Source organism: Janthinobacterium sp. SUN026 (assembly GCF_030397625.1).
GTDB lineage: Bacteria > Pseudomonadota > Gammaproteobacteria > Burkholderiales > Burkholderiaceae_D > Janthinobacterium > Janthinobacterium kumbetense.
Map to the genome: position 1 here is coordinate 782,234 of NZ_JAPQNU010000003.1, position 22,057 is coordinate 804,290.

Annotated in this window: 19 protein-coding genes and 1 rRNA gene; 9 read left to right on the forward strand and 11 right to left on the reverse strand. The window is 62.1% G+C overall.

Annotated features, from left to right (window positions below; translation table 11 throughout):
• Positions 1–6 precede the first annotated feature (6 nt).
• The 8 genes from bioD to OX459_RS18330 all read right to left on the reverse strand — a co-directional run bounded on the left by bioD (position 7) and on the right by OX459_RS18330 (position 9,081).
• Positions 7–798 (reverse strand): dethiobiotin synthase, encoded by a 792-nt coding sequence (gene bioD, locus OX459_RS18295; protein WP_289906080.1) that lies wholly within the window; start codon positions 796–798, stop codon positions 7–9.
• The gene (bioF, locus tag OX459_RS18300; protein ID WP_289906081.1) at positions 788–1,984 is read right to left on the reverse strand and encodes an 8-amino-7-oxononanoate synthase; all 1,197 of its coding nucleotides are present in this window, start codon (positions 1,982–1,984) and stop codon (positions 788–790) included. The genes bioD and bioF overlap by 11 nt, the downstream gene beginning before the upstream one ends.
• A 1-nt stretch (position 1,985) precedes the next feature.
• Positions 1,986–3,314 carry an adenosylmethionine--8-amino-7-oxononanoate transaminase gene (gene bioA / locus OX459_RS18305; protein ID WP_289906082.1) on the reverse strand — a complete coding sequence of 443 codons (1,329 nt, stop codon included), beginning with the start codon at positions 3,312–3,314 and terminating at the stop codon, positions 1,986–1,988.
• 45 nt (positions 3,315–3,359) lie between these two features.
• Positions 3,360–4,148: an enoyl-CoA hydratase/isomerase family protein gene (locus OX459_RS18310; RefSeq protein WP_289906083.1), complete on the reverse strand. Its 789-nt coding sequence runs from the start codon at positions 4,146–4,148 to the stop codon at positions 3,360–3,362.
• Between the two features lie 21 nt (positions 4,149–4,169).
• Positions 4,170–5,792 carry a carboxyl transferase domain-containing protein gene (locus OX459_RS18315; RefSeq protein WP_251349687.1) on the reverse strand — a complete coding sequence of 541 codons (1,623 nt, stop codon included), beginning with the start codon at positions 5,790–5,792 and terminating at the stop codon, positions 4,170–4,172.
• 40 nt (positions 5,793–5,832) lie between these two features.
• Entirely contained in the window at positions 5,833–6,285 is a 453-nt protein-coding gene (locus OX459_RS18320; protein ID WP_289906084.1) for a YchJ family metal-binding protein, read from the reverse strand.
• Positions 6,286–6,365: 80 nt separating this feature from the next.
• Positions 6,366–7,652, reverse strand: a complete 1,287-nt coding sequence (locus OX459_RS18325; RefSeq protein WP_289906085.1) for a D-amino acid dehydrogenase — start codon at positions 7,650–7,652, stop codon at positions 6,366–6,368.
• A 91-nt stretch (positions 7,653–7,743) separates the two neighbouring features.
• Complete coding sequence (locus OX459_RS18330; RefSeq protein ID WP_289906086.1) at positions 7,744–9,081, reverse strand: serine hydrolase; 1,338 nt, start codon at positions 9,079–9,081, stop codon at positions 7,744–7,746.
• Positions 9,082–9,308: 227 nt separating this feature from the next.
• Here OX459_RS18330 and OX459_RS18335 point away from each other — a divergent pair, with 227 nt between their 5' ends.
• Positions 9,309–10,049, forward strand: a complete 741-nt coding sequence (locus OX459_RS18335) for a GntR family transcriptional regulator (RefSeq protein WP_289906087.1) — start codon at positions 9,309–9,311, stop codon at positions 10,047–10,049.
• 2 nt (positions 10,050–10,051) lie between these two features.
• On the opposite strand, the gene OX459_RS18340 is transcribed toward OX459_RS18335, so the two are convergent.
• On the reverse strand, positions 10,052–11,185 hold the full coding sequence (locus OX459_RS18340; RefSeq protein ID WP_289906088.1) for a nuclear transport factor 2 family protein: 1,134 nt from the start codon (positions 11,183–11,185) through the stop codon (positions 10,052–10,054).
• 142 nt (positions 11,186–11,327) lie between these two features.
• Positions 11,328–12,386 carry a helix-turn-helix transcriptional regulator gene (locus tag OX459_RS18345; protein ID WP_289906089.1) on the reverse strand — a complete coding sequence of 353 codons (1,059 nt, stop codon included), beginning with the start codon at positions 12,384–12,386 and terminating at the stop codon, positions 11,328–11,330.
• A 228-nt stretch (positions 12,387–12,614) separates the two neighbouring features.
• Between OX459_RS18345 and OX459_RS18350 the strand changes: the two genes are divergently transcribed.
• The 7 genes from OX459_RS18350 (at position 12,615) to OX459_RS18380 (ending at position 20,076) form a co-directional block, all read left to right on the forward strand.
• On the forward strand, positions 12,615–13,496 hold the full coding sequence (locus OX459_RS18350; RefSeq protein WP_099666046.1) for an N-acetylmuramic acid 6-phosphate etherase: 882 nt from the start codon (positions 12,615–12,617) through the stop codon (positions 13,494–13,496).
• A 45-nt stretch (positions 13,497–13,541) separates the two neighbouring features.
• Entirely contained in the window at positions 13,542–14,852 is a 1,311-nt protein-coding gene (locus OX459_RS18355; protein WP_289906090.1) for an MFS transporter, read from the forward strand.
• Positions 14,853–14,942: 90 nt separating this feature from the next.
• Complete coding sequence (locus tag OX459_RS18360) at positions 14,943–16,604, forward strand: family 10 glycosylhydrolase (RefSeq protein ID WP_289906091.1); 1,662 nt, start codon at positions 14,943–14,945, stop codon at positions 16,602–16,604.
• Positions 16,605–16,698: 94 nt separating this feature from the next.
• Positions 16,699–17,679, forward strand: coding sequence for a BadF/BadG/BcrA/BcrD ATPase family protein (locus tag OX459_RS18365; protein ID WP_289906092.1), 981 nt, complete (start codon positions 16,699–16,701; stop codon positions 17,677–17,679).
• Complete coding sequence (locus OX459_RS18370; RefSeq protein ID WP_289906093.1) at positions 17,676–18,476, forward strand: N-acetylmuramoyl-L-alanine amidase; 801 nt, start codon at positions 17,676–17,678, stop codon at positions 18,474–18,476. The genes OX459_RS18365 and OX459_RS18370 overlap by 4 nt, the downstream gene beginning before the upstream one ends.
• An 83-nt stretch (positions 18,477–18,559) precedes the next feature.
• A complete protein-coding gene (locus tag OX459_RS18375) occupies positions 18,560–19,462 on the forward strand; it encodes a LysR substrate-binding domain-containing protein (protein ID WP_099666051.1) in 903 nt (300 codons plus the stop codon).
• Positions 19,462–20,076 carry a M15 family metallopeptidase gene (locus OX459_RS18380; protein ID WP_289906094.1) on the forward strand — a complete coding sequence of 205 codons (615 nt, stop codon included), beginning with the start codon at positions 19,462–19,464 and terminating at the stop codon, positions 20,074–20,076. The genes OX459_RS18375 and OX459_RS18380 overlap by 1 nt, the downstream gene beginning before the upstream one ends.
• Here the strand turns inward: OX459_RS18380 and OX459_RS18385 are convergent, their stop codons facing one another.
• A complete protein-coding gene (locus OX459_RS18385; protein WP_289906095.1) occupies positions 20,077–21,456 on the reverse strand; it encodes a sodium-dependent transporter in 1,380 nt (459 codons plus the stop codon).
• A gap of 488 nt (positions 21,457–21,944) precedes the next feature.
• Here OX459_RS18385 and OX459_RS18390 point away from each other — a divergent pair.
• Positions 21,945–22,057, forward strand: a 16S ribosomal RNA gene (locus OX459_RS18390); the annotation flags it as partial.

The following is a 22,057-nucleotide window of genomic DNA, read 5'->3' on the forward strand; positions in this document are numbered from 1 at the left end:
GCTACATTAAGTGTTGGGATGCTGCGCCGGCCAGTTGGGCAAGCCGGTGAAATCGAGATACGCCGCCGCCGCTTGCGCGCTCGGCTGCGCCAGGCGCGGCACCCTGCCCAGCAGCGGCGCCGGGATGCGCTCGATCAGCGCATCGATATTTTCGTCGAGGAAGCGCATTTCCACTTCCAGCGTGTTGGCGACCCAGCCGATGACCGTCAAGCCGCGCGCTTCGACGGCTTCCACCGTCAGCAAGGCCTGGCTGATGCAGCCCAGGCGCATGCCGACCACGAGGATCACGGGCAGGTCGAGCTGCTGCGCCAGGTCGGCCGAATCAAAGCCGGGCGACAGCGGCACGCGGAAACCGCCCACGCCTTCGACCACCACGGCGTCCGAGGCGGCGGCGATTTCCAGGTAGGCGGCCAGGATGGGCACCGATTCGATGCTGACGCCTTCGAGCGCGGCGGCGATGTGCGGCGCGGCCGGTTCCTTCAGCATGTAGGGCGTCGTCAGGCTGCGCAGCATGGTGACGTTGCCGGCGGCGATCAGGCTGTCGGCGTCTTCATTATGCAGTTCGCCGTCGCGCATCTCGGCGCCGGCGGCGACAGGCTTCATGCCGCAGGCGCGCACGCCGCGCGCGACCAGCGCATGCAGCAGGGCCGACGACGTCAATGTCTTGCCGATTTCCGTGTCGGTACCGGTGACGAAACAGGCAAAGCGCGAGGGCAGGCCGGCAATGGCCGGAGCCGGCTGCACGGCCGGCGCCAGGTCCGCCAGCACTTCCGCCACGATAGGATCATCAAGGCTCATGGCGAGTCCTTTCCAGGGTGTTGACTGCGTTGATCAATTGCGCCACTTCCTGCGCCGTATGGCCGGCCGACAGGGTTACGCGCAGGCGCGCCGACCCCGCCGGCACGGTGGGCGGGCGGATCGCGCCGACCCACAGGCCCTGTTCATACAGGGTAGCGGCGATGTCCAGCATGTCCGCGTTCTCGCCGATGATGACGGGCTGGATGGCGGTCACCGAGGGCAAGGCTTGCCAGCGTTGCAGCTGCAGGCCGTCGTTCCATTGCGCCACCAGCGCCGCCAGGTGGGCGCGGCGCTGCCGGCCTTCCTCGCCGGCGATGATGTCCAGGCTGGCCAAGAGCGCATGCGCCAGCGCGGGCGCGGCCGCCGTGGTGAAGATGTAGGGGCGCGCCTTTTGTATCAGGGTGTCGATCACGGCTTCGTGCGCGCACACAAAGGCGCCGCCCACGCCGGCCGACTTGCCCAGGGTGCCCACGTACACGAGGTAGGGCGAATGCAGGTCGAAGTGTTCGAGCGCGCCGCGGCCGTTGGCTCCCAGCGCGCCGAAGCCGTGCGCGTCGTCGACCACCAGCCAGGCGCCGTATTGTTCGCACAGGGCCAGCAGCGCGGGCAGCGGCGCCAGGTCGCCATCCATGCTGAAGACGCTGTCGGTGACGACGATCTTGGTTTTCGCCGTGCTGGCCGCCAGCAGGGCCGCCAGGGCGTCGAGGTCGGCGTGCGGATACACGCGCGTTTTCACGCGCGCCAGGCGCGTGCCGTCGATCAGCGAGGCGTGGTTCAGCGCTTCCGAGAAAATCTCCGCGTCCGCGTCGCCCGCCGACAGGGCCGTCAGCACGGCCAGATTGGCCATGTAGCCGGTGCAGAAATACAGTGCGCGGGCGTTTTCCAGGTTGGCGCCCACGAACGTCGCCAGGCGCTCTTCCAGCTGCGCGTGGGCGCGGCCATGGCCGCTGATCAGGTGCGACGCGCCGCTGCCGGCGCCATACAGGTCGGCGCCCTCTTTCAGCGCGGCGACGATGCGCAGATGCGACGCCAGGCCCAGGTAGTCATTGCTGCAAAAGGCCAGCATGGCGCGGCCGTCCACCGTCAGGCGCGGCGCGCACGGCGTGTCGACGGTGCGCCGGCGGCGGATCAGGCTGCGCTCTTCCAGCCCTTGCAGCTGCTGTTGCAATCGCGCGATCAGTTCCATCTCAGGCCCCGATCACATGATTGAAGACGGCCAGGGTCTGCTGGCCCAGGCCCGCGATCTCCGCGTCGTCGAGGATGTACGGCGGCATCAGGTAGACGGTGGAGCCGATGGGGCGCATCAACAGTTCGTGTTCCAGCGCCGTGCTGAAGAAGCGGCGCGAGAAATCGGGCGCTGCATCGACGGCGTCAAACGCCCAGATCATGCCCTGCTGGCGGAAGTTTTTTACCTTGTTATGCTGCGCCAGCGGCGCCAGCGCTTGCGTGATCTTGTCGGCGCGCACGCGGTTGGTGGCCAGCACATCGTCTTCCTCGAAGATGGACAGCGTCGCTAGCGCGGCGCGGCAAGCCAGCGGGTTGCCCGTGTACGAGTGCGAATGCAAAAAGCCGCGGCGCACGTCGGTGCTGTAGAAGGCCTGGTAGATGTCTTCGCGCGTCATCACCAGCGATAAAGGCAGATAGCCGCCGCTGATGCCCTTTGAGAGACAAACGAAATCGGGCCAGATGCCGGCCTGTTCGCAGGCGAAGAAGGTGCCCGTGCGGCCGCAGCCGACGGCGATTTCATCGAGGATCAGATGGACTTGATAACGGTCGCACAGGGCGCGCACCAGCGACAGGTACAGCGGGTCGTGCATGGCCATGCCCGTGGCGCACTGCACCAGCGGTTCGATGATGATGGCGGCGATTTTTTCTGATTTCTGCTGGAACAGCTGTTCCACTTCAAAGGCGGCGCGGCGCGCCACGTCTTGGGCCGATTCGCCTTCGGCCGCCTGGCGAAAGTCGGGCGACATCACCGTCTGCGTTGCGCGCAGCAAAGGGCCGTAGGCATCCTTGAACAGGGCGACGTCCGTGACGGCCAGCGCGCCGATGGTTTCGCCGTGGTAGCTGCCTTTCAGGCAGACGAATTCCTGTTTTTCACTCTTGCCGCTGTTGCGCCAGGCGTGAAAACTCATTTTCAGGGCGATTTCCACGGCCGAGGCCCCGTCGGACGCGTAAAAGCTGTGGCCAAGCACGCCGCCCGTCAAGGCGGAGAGCTTTTCTGACAGCTCGATCACCGGTTCATGCGTAAAGCCGGCCAGCATCGCGTGTTCCAGGCGGTCCAGCTGGTCCTTCAGCTCCGCATTGATGCGCGGATTCGCGTGGCCGAACAGGTTCACCCACCAGGAGCTGATGGCGTCCAGGTAGCGTCGTCCTTCGTGATCATACAGCCAGGCGCCGCGGCCGTGGCTGACGGGGATCAATGGGACCGTCTCGTGGTGCTGCATCTGTGTGCAAGGATGCCACACGCTGCGCAGACTGCGTTCGACCCAGCCCGATTGTTTTTCTGCTTTCAAAACTGCTCCAATGATATTCTTAGTCCATGAGCTGTGGACTATTAACTAGCCCATGAGCCAACTCGGCTTGCGCTTGTCGAGGAACGATTGCACGCCTTCGCGTCCCTGCTCCGAGGCGCGGATCTGCGCGATGCGCTCGGCGGTGTCCGCCAGCAGCGCCTCGTCGACGGGTTGGCCGACGATCTCGCGCACCAGCGTTTTCGCTTGCGCCACGGCGTGCGGGCTGTTGCCCGTCAGCGCCTTGAGCACCTCGGCCGTTTTCGCGTCCAGCGCGTCGCCAGCGACTACCTCGTGGGCAAAGCCGATGCGCAGCGCTTCCTGAGCGGAGAATCGCTCGGCGGTCAGGAAATAGCGGCGTGCCGCGTTTTCGCCCATGGCCTTGATGACATACGGTGAAATAGTGGCGGGAATCAGTCCCAGCCGCACTTCGCTCAGGCAGAAATGCACGTCTTCCGCAACCAGAATGATATCGCATGCGGCGACGAGGCCCATGCCGCCCGCATAGCAGTCGCCCTGGACCTTCGCCACCACGGGTTTCGGACACAGGTAAATCGTGCGCAGCATCTGCGCCAGCTGCAGCGCGTCGGCCTGGTTTTCGGCATGCGTGTAGCCGGCCATCTTCTTCATCCAGTTCAAGTCCGCGCCGGCGCAAAAGGCCGCGCCATTGGCGGCCAGCACGATGGCGCGCACCATGTCGCTGCGTCCCAGGCCCTCGAAGGCGCGCGCCAGTTCGGCGATCGTCGTCTCGTTGAAGGCATTGCGCACGTCGGGGCGGTTCAGGGTCACGGTGGCAACATTGCCTTCGATGACCAGCTTTAAGGTTTCAAATTCCATTATCTTCTCCCTGAATGCCGCTTACATGCGGAATACGCCGAACTTCGTGTCCGGGATTTCCGCGTTCAAGGCGGCCGACAGGCCCAGGCCCAGCACCATGCGGGTGTCGGCCGGGTCGATCACGCCATCGTCCCACAGGCGCGCAGTGGCGTAGTACGGGTGGCCCTGGTGTTCGTATTGCTCCTTGATCGGCTGCTTGAAGGCCGCTTCCTCGTCCGCGCTCCACTGCCCGCCCTTGCCTTCGATGCCGTCGCGCTTGACGGTGGCCAGCACGGATGCGGCCTGGTCGCCGCCCATGACGGAAATGCGCGCATTCGGCCACATCCACATGAAGCGGGGCGAAAACGCGCGGCCGCACATGCCGTAATTGCCGGCGCCGAAGCTGCCACCGATGATTACCGTGAACTTTGGCACGGCAGCCGTCGCGACGGCCGTCACCATCTTGGCGCCATTGCGGGCGATGCCCTCGTTTTCGTATTTGCGGCCCACCATGAAGCCCGTGATATTTTGCAGGAAGACGAGCGGGATCTTGCGCTGGCAGCACAATTCGATGAAATGCGTGCCTTTCAGGGCCGATTCGGAGAACAAGATGCCGTTATTGGCGATGATGCCGACTTTTACGCCATAGATATGCGCGAAGCCGCAGATCAGGGTGGTGCCGTAGCGGGCCTTGAATTCGTCGAAATCGCTGCCGTCGACGATGCGCGCGATCACCTCGCGCACGTCGAACGGTTTGCGCGTGTCGACGGGGATCACGCCATACAGTTCCTGCGTCGGGTATTTCGGTTCGACGGAGTCGCGCAAGGCCATCTGCTGCGGTTTTTTACGGTTCAGGTTTGAGACGATGGTGCGCGCCAGCGACAGCGCGTGCAGGTCGTTCTGCGCCAGGTGGTCGACCACGCCGGACAAACGCGTGTGCACGTCGCCGCCGCCCAGGTCTTCGGCCGTCACCACTTCTCCCGTCGCTGCTTTCACCAGCGGCGGGCCGCCGAGGAAAATCGTGCCCTGTTCCTTGACGATGATCGATTCGTCGCTCATGGCCGGCACGTAGGCGCCGCCCGCCGTGCAAGAGCCCATCACCACGGCGATTTGCGGGATGCCCTTGGCCGACAAATTCGCTTGGTTGTAGAAGATGCGGCCGAAATGGTCGCGGTCGGGGAAGACGTCGTCCTGGTTCGGCAGGTTGGCGCCGCCCGAGTCGACCAAATAAATGCAGGGAAGGTTGTTCTGGTCGGCGATTTCCTGGGCGCGCAAATGCTTTTTCACCGTCATCGGGTAATACGTGCCGCCCTTGACGGTGGCGTCGTTGCAGACGATGACGCATTCCTGGCCCGAGACCCTGCCGATGCCAGTGATGATGCCGGCGGCGGGCGCCGCATCGACGCCCTTGGCGTCCTGGTACATGGCGTAGGCCGCCATCTGGGAAAACTCGAGGAAGGGCGTGCCGGGATCGAGCAGCATCTGCACGCGGTCGCGCGGCAGCAGCTTGCCGCGCGCCAGGTGCTTGGCGGCCGCCGCTTCGCCGCCGCCGGCCGCGATTTTCTCCACCTTGTCGCGCAAATCGTCGACGATGGCTTGCATGGCCGCGGCATTGGCCTTGAAATCTTCACTGCGCGGATTGAGTTTGCTTTCGATGTGCGGCATTGCGGTTCCTTTTTATTATCGCCCGGTCTCTCGGGTCGCGCTATTCGGGAAAACTGCCGTCGAGATAAAACCAGCGCAGGGCGCCACCACCGCTATTGTCCGCCTCGCGCACGAAGCGGCTCACTTCATGCAGGCGGTGCGCGCGGCCGTTGACCTTGTAGCGGGCCACGAATTCCACGCTGTCGCGCTGTATCTCTTCGGCTTGATCTGCTGATTCTGCTTTACGTTGACGTAAACGTAAAGCAGATTTTACCTCAAGTCCCAGCCAGTGGACTTTTTCTTCTTCGGCGAATAAGGCGTCGGCGGGACAGGTGCTGGCGTGCCAGGTGGCGCGCAGATAGGGCTCGTCGCGCAAGGTGAAGGCCGTGTAGCGCGAGCGCATCAGGGCTTCGGCCGTGGGCGGCACAGCGTCGCCCGCGATATACGGGCCGCAGCAATTGGCGTAGGAGGCGCCGCCACAGGGGCAGGCGGCAGATGTCGAGGGTGTGGGCATGCGCTGGCAGACAGGAGAACTGAAAAGTTCCGCAATTATCCGCCATAAAGGCAGCGGCGCGTGCGCGCCGCCTTGGGCAGCTATTTTTTCGGGCTGAGGAAGTCCAGCGCGAACGGCGGCGCCTTGTTCTGCATCAGGTCGGCCAGGATGCGCGCCGTGCCGGCGGCAAAGGTAAAGCCCAGCGGACCATGGCCCACGTTGAGCCACAGATTGCCGACTTTGCTGGCGCCCACCAGCGGCGCGCTGTTCGGCGTGGCGGGGCGCAGGCCGGCCCAGGCCGTGGCCTGGTCGTAGTCCGCGCCGCGCGGCATGGCTTCGCGCGCCAGCCGCGTCAGGCCGGCGATGCGATTCCAGTCGATGCTGTTGTCGGCGCCCACCATGTCGACCATGGCGGCCACGCGCAGGTCGCCGCCTATGCGCGCATACAGCACCTTGCGTTCGAAATCCGTGATGCTGATCTCGGGCGCCTGGTCCTGTGCGCGGATGGGCGCCGTCAGGCTGTAGCCCTTCAGCGGGTACAGGGGCAGGTAGACGCCCGCCGTGGCGGCCAGGTCGCGGCTCTGGATGCCGGCCGCCAGCACATAGTGATCCGCTTGCAGCAAGCCCAGGCTGGTGTCGACACCCGTGACCTTGCCCTTGTGCGTGACGAGGCGGCGAGCCTCGCCTTTTAACAGGAGGGAAAAATTCGGGTGCTGCAATAAACGCGCTTCCAGGGCCAGGCAAAAGGCGTGGCAATCGGCCACGGCTTCTCCTTCGGTAAAAATGCCGCCCGCCAGGGCACCCTGCAGGGCGGCCAGCGCCGGTTCGCGCTGCACGGCTTCCAGCGGCGACAGCACGATGCGCGCCTCTTCCGACTCGGGCCGCGCCACGGCCCGTTGAAAGATGGCGGGCGTGCGGTAGACGATGAGCTTGCCAGCATCGCGCCAGGCATACGCTTCCGGCGGTACCGTCAATTCCAGCTGCGCCATGCCGGCGCGGCTCCATTCGCCCAATTGCAGCAGCTTGGCCGTCGTGCGGGCATTGCTGGCGCTGTTGCAATTGCGCAAGAAACTGGCCATCCAGCGCCATTGGCGCCAGTCCGCTTCGGGACGGAAGCGCAGCGGACCGTCTTTTTGCAGCAGCCACTGCAGGGCTTTGAAGGGCACGCCCGCGTCCGCCAGCGGGGCTACATAGCGATAGCTGAGCTGGCCGCCATTGCGGTAGCTGGCGGCGATCGCCACTTGTTCATTGCGTTCCAGTACAGTGACCCTGTAGCCGGCCTCGGCCAGCCACCAGGCCGATGTCAGACCGACGATGCCGCCGCCGATGATGATGACTTGTTGCTGCATGTTGCCTCGCTGCGTTGCGCTCCCATGGTGCGGGAGCATTCGGGAAGAGCTTAGAGGCTGGCCGGTCGGGGAGCCAATGAAACATCATGGTGCAGCCATAACTTTCAGGAATGCACTATTTCAGTGCAAATTATTCATGCTTGTCAATCGCACCACGGTATAGGGTGGTGAGTATCAATTCCTCGCTGCGGCCCATGGCGGAATACGTGCCCGGATAGCGTTCGGGATCGCTGCCCGTGCCGCCCACCAGCATCACCATGCCGTTCCTGTTCTTGAAATCGAGCACGAAGGCGGACACCAGGCCATACGCGTCGCCCAAATGGCCCACGGCCGTGAAGCCGGCGCCCTCGACCAGGCCGTTGCCCTGCCCCGCCACCGCGTCGAATTGCTGGTTGCCCAGCCCCCAGGCGCGGTACAGGCCCCGCTCGCTGTCGCCATTGCTGGCGTCTGGCGCCAATTGCCATTGCCGGCCAAACATCAGCGCAATGCTGGCCGGCTGCAATAGCTGCTGGTCCTGGTAGCGGCCACCGTCGAGCAGCATCTGCATGACCTTGCCCAGTCCCGCGGCGGAAATGCGCAAGCCGCCCGTGGGACTGAAGACGGTGGCGTTGCTGCCGATCACATAGCTGGCCAGGCCGGCCGGTGGGCGCTGGTAAAAATCGTCGGCCTGGGCGATCCATGGCCCGTGCGGCTGCCACACTTCCGTCTCCAGCGTGCGCTTGCGGTACAGGGTGGCCGTATTGGCGACCTCTTCCGGGGAAAAGGCGGCCGGGTTGTAGCCGCCGCGCACATCGAGGGGATCGAGCAGCAGGCGCCGCATCAGCAAGTCGAAGCGCTCGCCCGTGACTTTTTCCATCACCGTGCCGATCACGCCCCAGTTCAGGTTGGAATACGTAAAGTAGCGGCCCGGCGCTGCGGCGCGATCCCACATGCTGTCGCCGCCGGCCGTAAACACGTCGCGCAGGCTGCGTTCCGGTCCCCAGGCGTAGCCGCCCGCGTCGCGCAGCGAGGAAGTGTGGCTGAGCAGGCTGCGCAGGGTCAACGGTTGCTGGGGGAAATGCGGGTTGCGCAGGGAAAAGCCCAGATAAATGCCCACGTCCTGATCCAGGCTCAGCTTGCCCTGCTCGACCAGCCGCATCAGGCCCAGCGTGGTCATCATCTTCGAGACGGAAGCGATGCGGAACAGGGTGGCCGGCGTCACGGGCAAGCTGTCCGCCGGCGTGGCGGCTATGTGCCGGTAGCCAAATTGTTGCTGATAAGACACCTTGCCATGGCTGATGGCCAGCACGGACAGGCTGGCCAGCGGGTGGGCCGCATCGTCGACGATGGCGGCCAGCGTGGCATCGAGCGCGCGCGGCCCTACGTTTTGAGAGACCAAGTCGCTGCCGCTGCCGGGCGGGGCGGCCAGCGCGCTCCAGGTCGTGCCCAGCAGCAGCAAGCCCAGTAAACCCGTCATTTTATTGTGCATGTTTCCCTGTTGTCCGATGTGGTGGAGGCGTCACCAGCATAGGGCGCGATGGTTTACATGGCTAATGAAAATTGCTTATTTATCTATAATGCAAAGCTATACGTACGGTAAAACATTGTTTTTTTAAGTGTATAACCGTTATTTATGGTCATTTTCCATTTATTCATGGGTGGACGGGCTACGCGCAGGCGCCATCGCTATTACACTAGGAGGACAAGGAGAACTGTATGAGCCAGACCAGCGTAGAACTCAAGGTCGATTTAAATGACAATTCGCCTTTATATATGCAGATCGCCCGCAAGCTGAGCGATGACGTACGCAACGGCCGCTACCAGGTAGACCAGGCCCTGCCATCCGAACGTACCCTGTCCGAACTGCTTGACGTATCGCGCGTGACTGCCCGCAAGGCCATCGACCAGCTCGTCGAGCAAGGTCTCGTCGTGCGCCGCCGCGGTTCGGGCAACTATATTGCCCCGCGCATCGAACAGCCGCTGTCGAACCTGTCGAGCTTTTCCGAGCAGCTGCAGCAGCGCGGCTATCGCCCCGGTTCGCGCTGGCTCAAGCGCGAAGTCGTCATTGCCAGCAGCGATGAACAGCTGAGCTTGGGCCTGGCGCAGAACACGAAAGTGGCGCGCCTGGAGCGCTTGCGCCTGGCCGACGACGTCGTGATGGCGTATGAAGTGAGCGTGCTGCCGTTCAGCGTGGTGCCGGCCCCGGATATCATGGGCGACTCGCTGTATGAATACTTGAGCAGCATCAAGAAGGCCCCCGTGCGCGCCTTGCAGCACATCCGCGCCATGAATGCGACGGACGTGCTGGCCAAGCAGCTGGGCATCCCCGATGGCCAGGCCGTGCTGTTCATCACGCGCATCGCCTACCTGGAGTCGGGCGAAGCGATGGAACTCACGCATTCGTATTGCCGCAGCGATCATTACGATTTTGTGGCGGAAATGCGCCGCGCTCCGTAAATCTACTGCTCGATCAGGCGGATCATGGATTCCGCCACGCCGACGGACGACTCCCAGCTCATGCCCGTCACCAGCCGGCCGTCGACCTCGACGTGACTCTTGCCGTTGGCGCCGTGCCTGAATATGCCGCCATGGCCCTTGATGCTGGCTTCTGCCGAAAAGGGATAGGCCTTGTATACCGGCGATTCCTTGTTCAGAAACGCATCGGGGAACGAGGTGAGCACCTTGCCCTGGATCAGGAAAGTACCGTCACGCAGCTTCAGATTCTTGATGCCCTCGGTGCCATGGCAGATGGCCGCAATCACCCCGCCCTGTTGTTCGTAGATACGCAAGGCGATGTCCTGCAGCGGCTTGTTGTCCGGGATGCCGACGATGGCCGCACCGCCGCCGACGAAAGCCATGCCCGCATAGTCGTCTGCCCTGACCTCGGCGACGGGCTTGGTATGGGCCAGTGCCCACATGAAATCACTGTCGTACAGATGCTTCTTGAGCAGTTCGTCCGACGTGACGATCATTTCCAGGGGAATGGCGCCCCCCTCGGGACTGACGAAGTCGACGGCGTACCCTGCTTTGCGAAATGCATCATAGGTATAGGCCAGCTCGGGGAAATTATTGCCGGCGTTAACCTTTGTACCGGGATATTGATGCACATTCGACACCACCAGCAGCACCTTGCGTGTCTGGCGCGGGGCTGCTGGCTCGCGATCTGCCGACTTGCTGATGATCTTCCAGTTGCCGGCGATCTTTTTCAACAGAAAGACATCCACATAGCGCACCCCTTGCTGGGGAATGTGGATCTCGGCCTTGGCGGTGGCCACCTTGCCGCTCACATCGACCTTGATCAATCGCCCGTGGCGCCCATTGAATTGCCCTATTTTCTCTTGGGAAAAGAGTTTGGCGTATTCCGGACCGCTCAACTCCCATTCCGCATCGTTTTTGCCGTCCAGGTAAAGGCGGGCATTGGCATAAAAGGCCTGGTTGATCTCGCTCTGCACGTTAAAGCTGGTGCCATGCATATACAAGCGCACGGTTTCCCGGATGGCATTTTCGTCCTGGTCTGCGGTTGCGGCGGTGCTGACGGCGGTGATGCTTAACAAGCAACAGGCGAGTATCGTTCGCAATAAAAACTGAATCATGGATGTACCCTGCATGTAGAACTGCGTTTATCGGAGCAACGACTATTTCAGATCGCTGGTGGTCGATAATTTATCGAAATGCAGGGGAATTGATGTCGCCAAACATGATTTCAGACTCCGGAATGGCGATTCCGGAGAGGTTTCATGCGGAAATGGCCCTGGCCGCCTGGCTGGATTGGGCCCGGAAGCTGGCGGGAGTCTGGCCAGCCACTTTCTTGAAGGTCGAGTAGAAGGTGGAACTGGAATTGAACCCGCAGCGCTCGGCGACGCTATCCATGTTCCATTGCGGCTCGTCGCTCAATACCTGTTTCGCCTCGGCGATACGGTATTCGTTGACGTAGGTCGTGAAGCTCTTGCCCAGCTTGTCATTCAATACCTGCGACACCTGCGCCTGCGTGCAGCCCGCCCGTTTGGCGAGTTGGGCCAGGGTCAGGTTCGGATTCAGATAGGATTTCTGCCCGCTCATCTGTTGTTCCAGCGCGGCGAGCACGGCAAGCGTGTCTTCGTGCGTCAGGCGGCTATTCCGGTACTTTTGCTGCGGGTCGGCAGGCGCCAGGATTTCCTTTCTCAGCAGAAAGACCATCACCGCCACATACAGCGAGAAGGTGAACGACAAGGCGCCGACAATATAGGACGTGAACGGCGTGCTTGCGTACGCCGCCAACATGAGACAACTGCCTGCAAAGACGCTCAGCAGGAGTACGCTGCTGGTCGCCATCCGCTGTCCCTCGTTCCACCATGCGCGGCGGCTTTGCCACAGCAGCCTGGCGGTTGCCAGCAGGTAGCATAGCCAGAACACATGAATGGCATGGCTCGACTGGTTCCACACAGCACGATACGCGGAATACGGAAAGGCAACACCAATGCCGATCAGCAGGAAGGACAAGCCCAGATGCCAGCGCCATTCTTGTCCGGCTGGCCGTTGCGCCAGCCCGGCGATGAAGGCGCGTACATAGAGATAGGTCAAGGGACCGATCAGCAGGCAGGCCGACAGGCCCAGCTGGCGGAATTCGATGGCGATCGCAGGGTTGAAGTAGAGGAAAGCGGACTTGGCGGTGCGCACCCCGACGGCAAGCAGCAATGCCCCCAGCATGCAGTCGGCGAGGCAGCGGGGCCGGCGGCTGAAAAAATAGACGGCCAGGAAAATGCCGTTGATGGCGCCAAGGGCGCTAAACAGGAACAGCAATTGGCGAGCGATCATGGGGCGTGTCGTGGATGTTGGCGTCGAACTGAAGTATAGACATAAACGGGTCTGAAACTTGCCTCTGGGCCACTGAATGAACAAATTCAGCAACTGGTTTGCCGCCGTAGCGAAGTACGCCTGGTTGCACTGGCCATAAACTCCCGTTATGCCCGCCTGCCATCCTTTCATGGTTGATCCCGCTCGTTGGTATTAAACTGGTTTCACGGTCAACCATGTTCTGAAATCATGTTGAAAACTGAAACCCCGAGCCGGCGGCATCCGGACCTGGACCTGTATCCGGTGGAGCAACTGGTGGCGGCGCTGGTCGACGACCAGTTCTGGGCCGTCGAAGCCGTCCGGCTGGCGTCGCCCGGCATCGCTGCCGCCATCACGGCCGCCCTGCCCCGCATTGCGGCCGGCGGGCGCCTGCTGTACGTGGGCGCGGGCACGTCGGGCCGCCTGGGCGTACTTGACAGCGTTGAACTCAATCCCACGTTTTCCTGGCCGCCCGAACGGGCCGTCGCCATCCTGGCCGGCGGCGCCGGCGCCATGTTTACGGCCGTCGAAGGGGCGGAAGATGATTTACAGCAAGGTGAGGCGGACTTGCTGGCCCTGCAGCCGCAGAGCAATGACGTGGTGATCCTGCTGGCCGCGTCCGGCGCCACGCCGTATGTGCTGGGCGCGCTGCTGGCCGCGCGCAAGGCCGGCGCCTTGACGATAGGCATCGCCAACAATGTGGACGCCCCCGTGGCGCATGAGGCGCAATGCGGCATCGTGCTCGATACGGGCACGGAAGTCATTTCCGGCAGCACGCGTCTGAAAGCGGGCACGGCGCAAAAAATCACCTTGAACACGATTTCCAGCGCCCTGATGGTCGGTTTGCACAAAACTTACGGAAACTTGATGGTAGACTTGAAGCCGACCAACGCCAAGCTGATCTGGCGGGCCGTGCGTCTGACCATGCACGCCACCGGCGCCAGCGAAGTGCAGGCCAGGACCGTGCTGGAGCAATGCCACTATCACGTCAAGGTGGCGATTGTTGCCTTGATCAAAAAAATCAACACAAACCAGGCACAGGCATTGTTGGCCGGCGCGGACGGCAGTGTGCGGGCGGCACTGGCGGCGTGATCCGATGGCGCGGCATTCTTCTGTCTGGGAGACAAAGAAGGATGTATGGAGCTTGTGAAACAAACCGCCCCGGCGCGCGCGAATAAGCCGTCAAATAAGCCGTGGCTGTGGATCCCTTCCCTGTATTTCGGCCAGGGCATCCCCTATGTTGTTGTCATGACACTGTCCGTGATCATGTACAAGAACTACGGTTTTTCCAATACGGATATCGCGCTGTATACGAGCTGGTTGTACTTGCCCTGGGTTATCAAGCCCCTGTGGTCGCCCTTCATCGATATGTACCGCACCAAGCGCTTCTGGATCGTCGGCTTGCAGCTGGTGATCGGCGCCGCGCTGGCGCTGGTGGCCTTGACGACGTCCCTGCCCCATTTTTTCCAGATCAGCCTGGCCATCTTCTGGCTGATGGCTTTCAGTTCTGCCACGCATGACATCGCCGCCGACGGCTTTTATATGTTGGGGCTGGAAGAGCACCAGCAGGCGGCTTTTGTGGGCGTGCGCAGCACGTTTTACCGCCTGGCGATGATCGCCGGCCAGGGCGGCCTCGTGTATCTGGCCGGCTACCTGACGCATGCGACGGGCAATGTGCAGCTGGCCTGGTCCGTCGTATTTGCCATCCTGGCGGGCTTGTTCATCGCCCTCTTCCTGTATCACTATTTCATTTTGCCCAAGCCTAAGGATGACCGGCCCAGCATCCAGGGTGTCGGTATTTCTCCTCTGCAAGAGTTCGTCGCCACCTTTGCTTCCTTCTTCAAGAAGAAGGATATTCTCGTCATCCTGGGCTTTTTGCTGTTGTTTCGCCTGGGCGAAGCGCAACTGTTGAAGCTGGCCGCGCCCTTCCTGCTCGACCCCGTCGCCAAGGGCGGCCTGGGCCTCAGCACGGAACAGGTGGGCCTCGTCTACGGTACCATCGGCGTCATCGCCCTGACCCTGGGCGGCTTGCTGGGCGGATTCATCATTTCCCGCTTCGGCTTGAAACGTTGCCTGTGGATCATGGTGCTGTCCGTCCACTTGCCCGACCTGGTCTTCGTTTACCTGGCCACCGCCTTGCCCAGCAGCGTCTATGTGATCGCCGGCGGTATTGCGTTGGAGCAATTTGGCTATGGCTTCGGTTTCGCGTCCTACATGCTGTACATGATCATGGTCTCCGATGGCGCGCATAAAACGGCCCATTACGCCATTTGCACGGGGTTCATGGCCCTGGGCATGATGTTGCCGGGCATGGCCAGCGGCTGGATACAGCAAATGCTCGGTTACCAGCATTTCTTCATCTGGGTGTGCATCGCCACCATTCCCGCTTTCATCATGGCCGCGCTGGTCAAGATCGATCCTGAATTCGGCAAGAAGGCCGAGGCCTGATTCTTTTGAACGGTGCGCCCGCAAGGATGGCGGGCGCACAGTAAAATGCCCCACCGATAGACCTGCGCTCCACCACTGCAAGGAATTGTTTTGTTGTCTACTTTTAAAAAACGCCTGGGCGCCAGCGCCGGCGTATTGGCCGCGCTGGCCACCGCCACATTGCTCAGCAGCTGTACCAGCACCAAGCTGCCTTCCGCAGTGACGCCGGGTGAAGCGGGTTTGCCGGCCGTGCCGCCCGTGCAGCACATCACGGGTGAAGTGCCGCCGCCGGCGCCGCGCGAGTTCCGCGCCGCCTGGGTGTCAACCGTGGCGAATATCGACTGGCCCAGCCGCAGCAATTTGCCGGTCGCCAAGCAGCAAGCGGAAGCTCTGGCCATCCTCGACCGCGCCAAGTCCTTGAATTTGAACGCGATTGTGCTGCAAGTGCGGCCCAGCGCCGACACGATATATCCGTCCCAGCTGGAGCCGTGGTCGGAATACCTGACGGGCAAGCAAGGCCAGCCGCCGTTGCCTTTGTATGACCCGCTGGCCTTCTGGGTGGCCCAGGCGCATGCGCGGGGACTGGAATTGCACGCCTGGTTCAATCCCTACCGTGCCCGCCACGCGACGGCCAAGTCGCCGCTGGCGCGCGACAGTTTCGCGTCCACCAACCCGGCGTCCGTCAAGCAATACGGCCGCTACCTGTGGATGGACCCGGGCGACGCCGCCGCTTCCAAGCACACGACGGACGTGGTGCTCGACGTGGTGCGCCGCTACGATATCGATGGCGTGCACATCGACGATTACTTTTATCCGTATCCTATCGATGCGCCAGGCGCCGGTGCCGGTGCGGAAACGGCCGCGCTGGACGCGGGCAATGGCGGCGCCAAGCGCGAACTGCCGTTTCCCGATGAGCCTTCCTGGCAGCAATATCTGCTGGCTGGCGGTCAGCTGGATCGTCCGTCCTGGCGCCGCCAGAACGTCAACCAGTTGATCGAAGCGTTATATACAGGCATTCACCGCGAAAAGAGCTGGGTGCGCTTCGGCATCAGCCCGTTCGGCATCGGCCGCCCGGATCGCCGTCCTGCCGGCATCGTCGGCTTCAGCCAGTACGACAAATTGTATGCGGATGCGGAACTGTGGCTGGCCAAGGGCTGGCTCGATTACCTGTCGCCGCAGCTGTACTGGCCCGTGGCGCAGGCGCCGCAAGCGTTCGGCGTGCTGCTCGACTACTGGCTGGCGCAAAACCCGTATGGCCGCCACGTGTGGCCCGGTTTGTATACGAGCCGCATCGACAATTCCGCCAAGTCCTTCACGCCGCAAGAGATCATCAAGCAGATCGAAGTGACGCGCACGCGCCCCGGCGCGAATGGCCAGGTGCATTTCAGCATGGTGCCGCTGATGCAGAACCGCAAGGGTGTCAGCGACCAGCTCAAGGCGAGCGTGTATCAAAGCCCTGCCCTGATTCCCGCCACGCCGTGGCTGGGCAAGGAAGCGCCCGGTACGCCCGTGCTGGCCTTGCGCCGCGATTCCACCAGCCTGAACGTCAAATTGGCGGCGGGCGGCGGCAAACCCGTGGCGCAGTACGCCGTCTGGGCCCGCTATGGCGAAGACTGGCGCTTTACCGTGGTCACGGGCGTGCAGGGCGAACTGACCCTGGTCGACGATGCCACCGGCAAGGTCAATGCGGTGGTGGTCAGCGCCGTCGACCGCCTCGGCAATGAAAGCCCCCGCGTCACCGTGCGCGAACCGTTTGCGGCCCTCGCCAAGTAGTTGCTGAGCGTTTATCCGTAGTCCATAACCTGCAGGCATGAAACATGCGCAAGCTTTCATGCCTGCAAGCTCCGCTTGGCTTTACACTCATGCCATGATTTTCTTCCCTGCCACCCATATTGATACTGCCGTGCTCGGGCTGGGCATCGACGCGGGCGGCACGCAGACGCGCTGGGCCCTGGCCAACGGGGACGGCGCCATCGTGGCCGACGGCGTCGTGGAAGGCTTGTCTGCCTTGCAAATGAGCAGCGATGCGGGCCGCGCAGCCGTGCACGCCACGTTTACCCGGCTGTGCCAGGCCGTGCTGGCTGTCGGCCAACCGCGCGCCGTGGTGGCGGGCTTGACGGGTTTTGGCGGCGACGATGTAACGCTGGCGCCTATGCTGGCAGAGTTGCTGGCGCTGCACGCCGGCGACGTGCGCTTGGGCAACGATATCGATATCGCTTATCGCGACAGTTTTGAACCCGGCGAAGGTTATCTGGTCTACGCTGGCACGGGCTCGATTGCCGCCTGGATCGATGCGGATGGCGGCTTTCACCGCGCAGGCGGGCGCGGCGTGCTGCTTGACGATGGCGGCGGCGGCTACTGGATCGCGCGCGAAGCCTTGCGCCACATCTGGCGCCGCGAAGACGAGGCGCCGGGCAGCTGGCAAGGCTCGCCTATGGCCGAGGCCGTGTTTGCGCAACTGGGCGGCAGCGACTGGTCGCTGTCGCGCGCCTTCATGTATGGCCAGGACCGGGGTGCCATCGGCCGGCTGGCGCTGGCCGTGGCCGCCAGTGCGGATGCCGATCCGCTGGCGCTGGACATCTTGCAGCGCGCGGGACAGGAATTGGCGCGCCTGGCGCTGGCCCTGACGGCGCGCCATGGTACGCGTCCCGTCGTGCTGGCGGGCCGCGCGGCGCAGTTGCACCCGGCCATCGCGGCTGCCATGCGCGCCGCTTTGCCTGTATCGTTGACGCTGGAGCAGAAAGTTGCCCGTCCACATGAAGCGGCGGCCAGGATAGCCGTCAAGACGGCTGTCAAGACACAGGCCAGCACTGAACATTTTATTAACCCGAACACGGATCTTCCATGAAAAAAATCGCCCTCGCCCTGCTGGTGGCCTTGCTCTCCGCCTGTACCTCGCCCGCGCCGCACCTCGACCACAGTTTGACGGCGCGCAGCCAGAGCCCGCGCGTGAAATTCATCGTCATCCATTACACGGTCAGCGACCTGCCCCGCTCGATCAAGATCCTGACGGAACAAGTGGTCAGCAGCCATTACTTGCTGACGGACACGGACAAGCCGAAGTTTTACGTGCTGGTCGATGAATCGCGCCAGGCCAATCACGCGGGTGTGAGTAACTGGAAGACTTATACACAGTTGAATGTCAGCTCGATCGGCATCGAGATCGTTAACCCAGGCTACAAGGACACGCCGGAAGGCCGCCTCTGGTATCCGTTTCCCCAGGCACAGATCGATGAGCTCATTCCCCTGTTGAAAGATATCCAGGCCCGCTACAACATCGCGCCGGAAAATATCCTCGGCCATAACGAGATCGCCCCCCAGCGCAAGCAAGACCCGGGTCCATTGTTCCCTTGGCGCCAGCTGGCCGATGCGGGCTTGATCGTGTGGCCGGACGCCAACCGTGTCGCCGCGCAACGCCTGATTTTTGAGCAGCAAGTGCCGGACGCCGTCTGGTTCCAGAAAAAGCTGGCCCAGCACGGCTATGCGACGCCGACTACGGGCGTGTTCGACGAAGCGACGCGCAATGTGCTGATCGCTTTCCAGATGAAATACCGCAACAAGCTGTTCGATGGCACGCCCGATGGCGAAACGGCGGCCCTGCTGGAAGTGCTGACGACGCCGGCCCCGGCTGTTGCAACAAAGTAGCATGGCCGTTCCAGCCCATGACTTTTTCTTATATGCTGAACATTGACGGCCCTGGCGGCCACGGCAAGGTAAAGGAATAGCTCATGCGGTTGCGTCATATCGAAGTGTTTCACGCCATCATGCAAGTTGGCACCATCAGCGGCGCCGCCCAGGTGCTGCATATCTCGCAGCCGGCCGTGACCAAGGTCTTGCAACACTGCGAATTGCAACTGGGCATGCCGCTATTCGAGCGCGTGCGGGGCAAGCTGTACCCGAAACCCGAGGCGCACCGGCTGTTTGTCGAGACGGAAAAGCTCAACCGCGATTTATTGGGCATCCGCCGCCTGGCGGCCAGCCTGAAGGGCCATGCGGTGGAAACCATCCGCCTGGTGTCCACGCCGACGATCGCCATCAGCGTCTTGCCATTCGCCATGACGGAGTGGCGGCGCGACTTTCCCCACACGCGTTGCCAGCTGGCTACCCACCACACGGGCGAGATCGTCAATACCTTGCGCCTCGGTGAAGCGGACCTGGCCGTGTCCCTGCAAGACCCGCGCCATCCGGGCATCGTGGCCGAACCGCTCGCGCATGGCGTCATGACGGTGATCGCGCCCACCGGCACCTGGCATGCGGCCGATTGCGGCACGCCCTTGACGGCGCATGGCCTGAATGGCGAGCTGATCGGCCATGCCGACAACGATCCGCTGGGCGAACTGGTGGTGGCCGCCTGCGAAGCGCAGGACATTCACCCCGTGTTTTCCACCGTGGTGCAGACCTATCAAATTGCCCGTTCCCTGGTGGAAGCGGGCGCCGGCATGGCCGTGGTCGACCCGTTTACGGCCGCCTCCGGCTCGCCCGAACGCCTGCAGCGCCGTCCCTGGGCGCCAGCTATCCCCATCCAACTGTATTTATTGACGGCGAGCCATTCGCCGCTGTCGCATGGCGCGCGGCGCCTGGCCGACAGCATCGGCGTGGCGGCGCGTAATTGCCTGGAAAGAGGAGTCTGATGTCTGTTGCAAGTTTGCAATTGGAAGCGGTTGGCAACGATCCGCAATTTCGCCACCTGAGCAGCATCGCCGGCATCGCCGTCGACTTGCGCTATGCCACGCCCGACAATTTCGTCGGCCGCGACTTATACAGCCCCATCGATTGCGCCTGGCTGCACCGCGATGCCGCCGCCGCGCTGGAACGGGCCGTGGCCTGGCTGGCCGCGCGGCGCCCCGATCACCATTTATTGGTGCTCGACGCCTTGCGCCCGCAGCGGGTGCAGCAGCAATTGTGGGACGCGTTGCAGGGTACGGAGTTGCTCGGTTATATCGCGGAGCCGTCGCGCGGCTCGATCCACTCGTTCGGCATGGCACTCGACATCACCATCGTCGGTCCGGACGGAGAGGAATTGGATATGGGCACAGGCTTTGACGACCTGAGTGAGCGCTCGCACCCGGCGCTGGAGCTGGTTTTACTGGAAAAGGGAGAAATTACGCAGGAGCAGGTGGCACATCGCCGATTGTTGCGCGACGCCATGTTCCAGGCGGGCTTCTTCGGCATCAACAGCGAATGGTGGCATTTCGATTGCGGCGACCGGGTGCTAGTGCGCCAGACCTACACCCGGGTACTCTGATTAAAAGACCTTTAATCCCTTCAGCATCACGATCAGGATCAATACGGGCGAGACAAAGCGCAGCAGGAATAGCAACACATGCGCCAAGGTTTGATTCTGCAACTGGCCGTGATTGCTGATCGCATCGATGAAATGCTGCTTGCCCCAGGCCCAGCCTGTAAACAAGGCAATCGCGATGCCGCCCATGGGCAGGAAGATATTCGACGAGACAAAGTCGAACAGATCAAACATATTCAAATTGAATAACTTGAAGTCCGCCAGGGTGCTGTTACTGAGGGCGCATACGGAGCCGAGCACGGCCAGCAGCAGCATGGTCACGACGGTGGCCTTGGTGCGCGTCCAGCCGAAACGTTCATGGAAAATCACCACGGGCACTTCCATCAGCGACAACATCGCGCCCGTGGCGGCGACGGCGGCCAGGATGAAGAACACCACCATCAGAACTTGTCCCATGGGAATTTGCGAAAACACGGCAGGAATTGTGATGAACACCAGCGACGGCCCCGCACTGGGAGCGAAACCAAACGTGAACACGGCGGGGAAGATGGCGATACCGGCCAGCATCGATACGCCGAGGTCGGCCGCCATCACGCGCAAGGTGGTGACGGGGATATTCTGGTCGTCACGGAAATAGCTGCCGTAGGTCATCATCGTGCCCATGCCGACGGACAATTTAAAGAAGGCCAGGCCCATGGCCGTCAGCACGACGGAAGCCGTCAGCTTGGAAAAATCGGGACGGAACAGAAACGCCAGGCCTTCGCCCGCTTTATCCAGCGACAGGCTGACCGCGCACAGCAGCAGCAGCAGCAGGAACAGCAGTGGCATCAGTTTCTTGGCAATCGCCTCGATGCCCTTGGTCACGCCCAGCATCAAGATGCCGCCGATAAACAGCAGGACGCCCCATTGCCACAACAGCGATTGCAATGGATTGCTGATCAGGGAGGCGAAGGCTGCTTCCGTCACCAGTTTGTCGCTGCTGAGGATGGAACCGTCGATGGCCTTGGCGATATAGGCAAACACCCAGCCTACCACTTCCGAGTAAAACGCCACGATCAGGAAGGCGGCCACCATGCCGATGACGCCGACCAGCCACCAGGGCTTGCCCTTCGGTGCCAACTGTTCCATGGTCGAGATAGGGTTGACCTTGGCGCGGCGTCCCAGGGTGATTTCCGCGATCATCACGGGCAACCCTACTAATAAGGTGGCGAGTAAATAGATAAGCAGGAAACCGGCGCCGCCATTGGCGCCCGTCAAGTAGGGAAATTTCCAGATATTGCCGAGACCGACTGCGGAACCGAGGGTGGCGGCGAGCACGCCGAAGCCAGTGGTAAAGCCAGCTCGTTTCAGGGTCAGGCCTGATCCTTGAGCTTGTTGTTTCATGGTGAATCTTCTATGGATGGACGCGAATGTGCGCTGAGGGGGCGAAATTGTAGCAGTTGGCCGCAAATACCCCGGAAAAGCCTTGCTACTACCGGGGCGCTTTGCTATAGTTCGCCTCCCCGATGAGACGCACTAGTTTGCGGCACAAAAGGGACAGCCTTCCGGGGCTGGGTAGTAAAAAAGAAGGTGTTGACGATTGTGCTGAAATGCTTCATACTCTTCCTTCTTCGCAGCTGACAAACACAACGCTTTGTTGATAGCGCGAAAGCAGTACCGAATACAGTTCTTTAACAATTAACAGTCGATAAGTGTGGGCATTTGATGTAAGTGCAGCGTCAATCTTCGGATTGGCGTAATACTTAAAATATATCAAATGTTCACAAGAAATAATGAAATAGGATACTTCTTCGGAAGTAGCCTGTCAGTTTTTTGAGTGAGCGACCCATCAGCAATGATGGTGCCGGTAAAACGGCAAAGTAACAGAGATTAAACTGAAGAGTTTGATCCTGGCTCAGATTGAACGCTGGCGGCATGCCTTACACATGCAAGTCGAACGGCAGCACGGAGCTTGCTCTGGTGGCGAGTGGCGAACGGGTGAGTA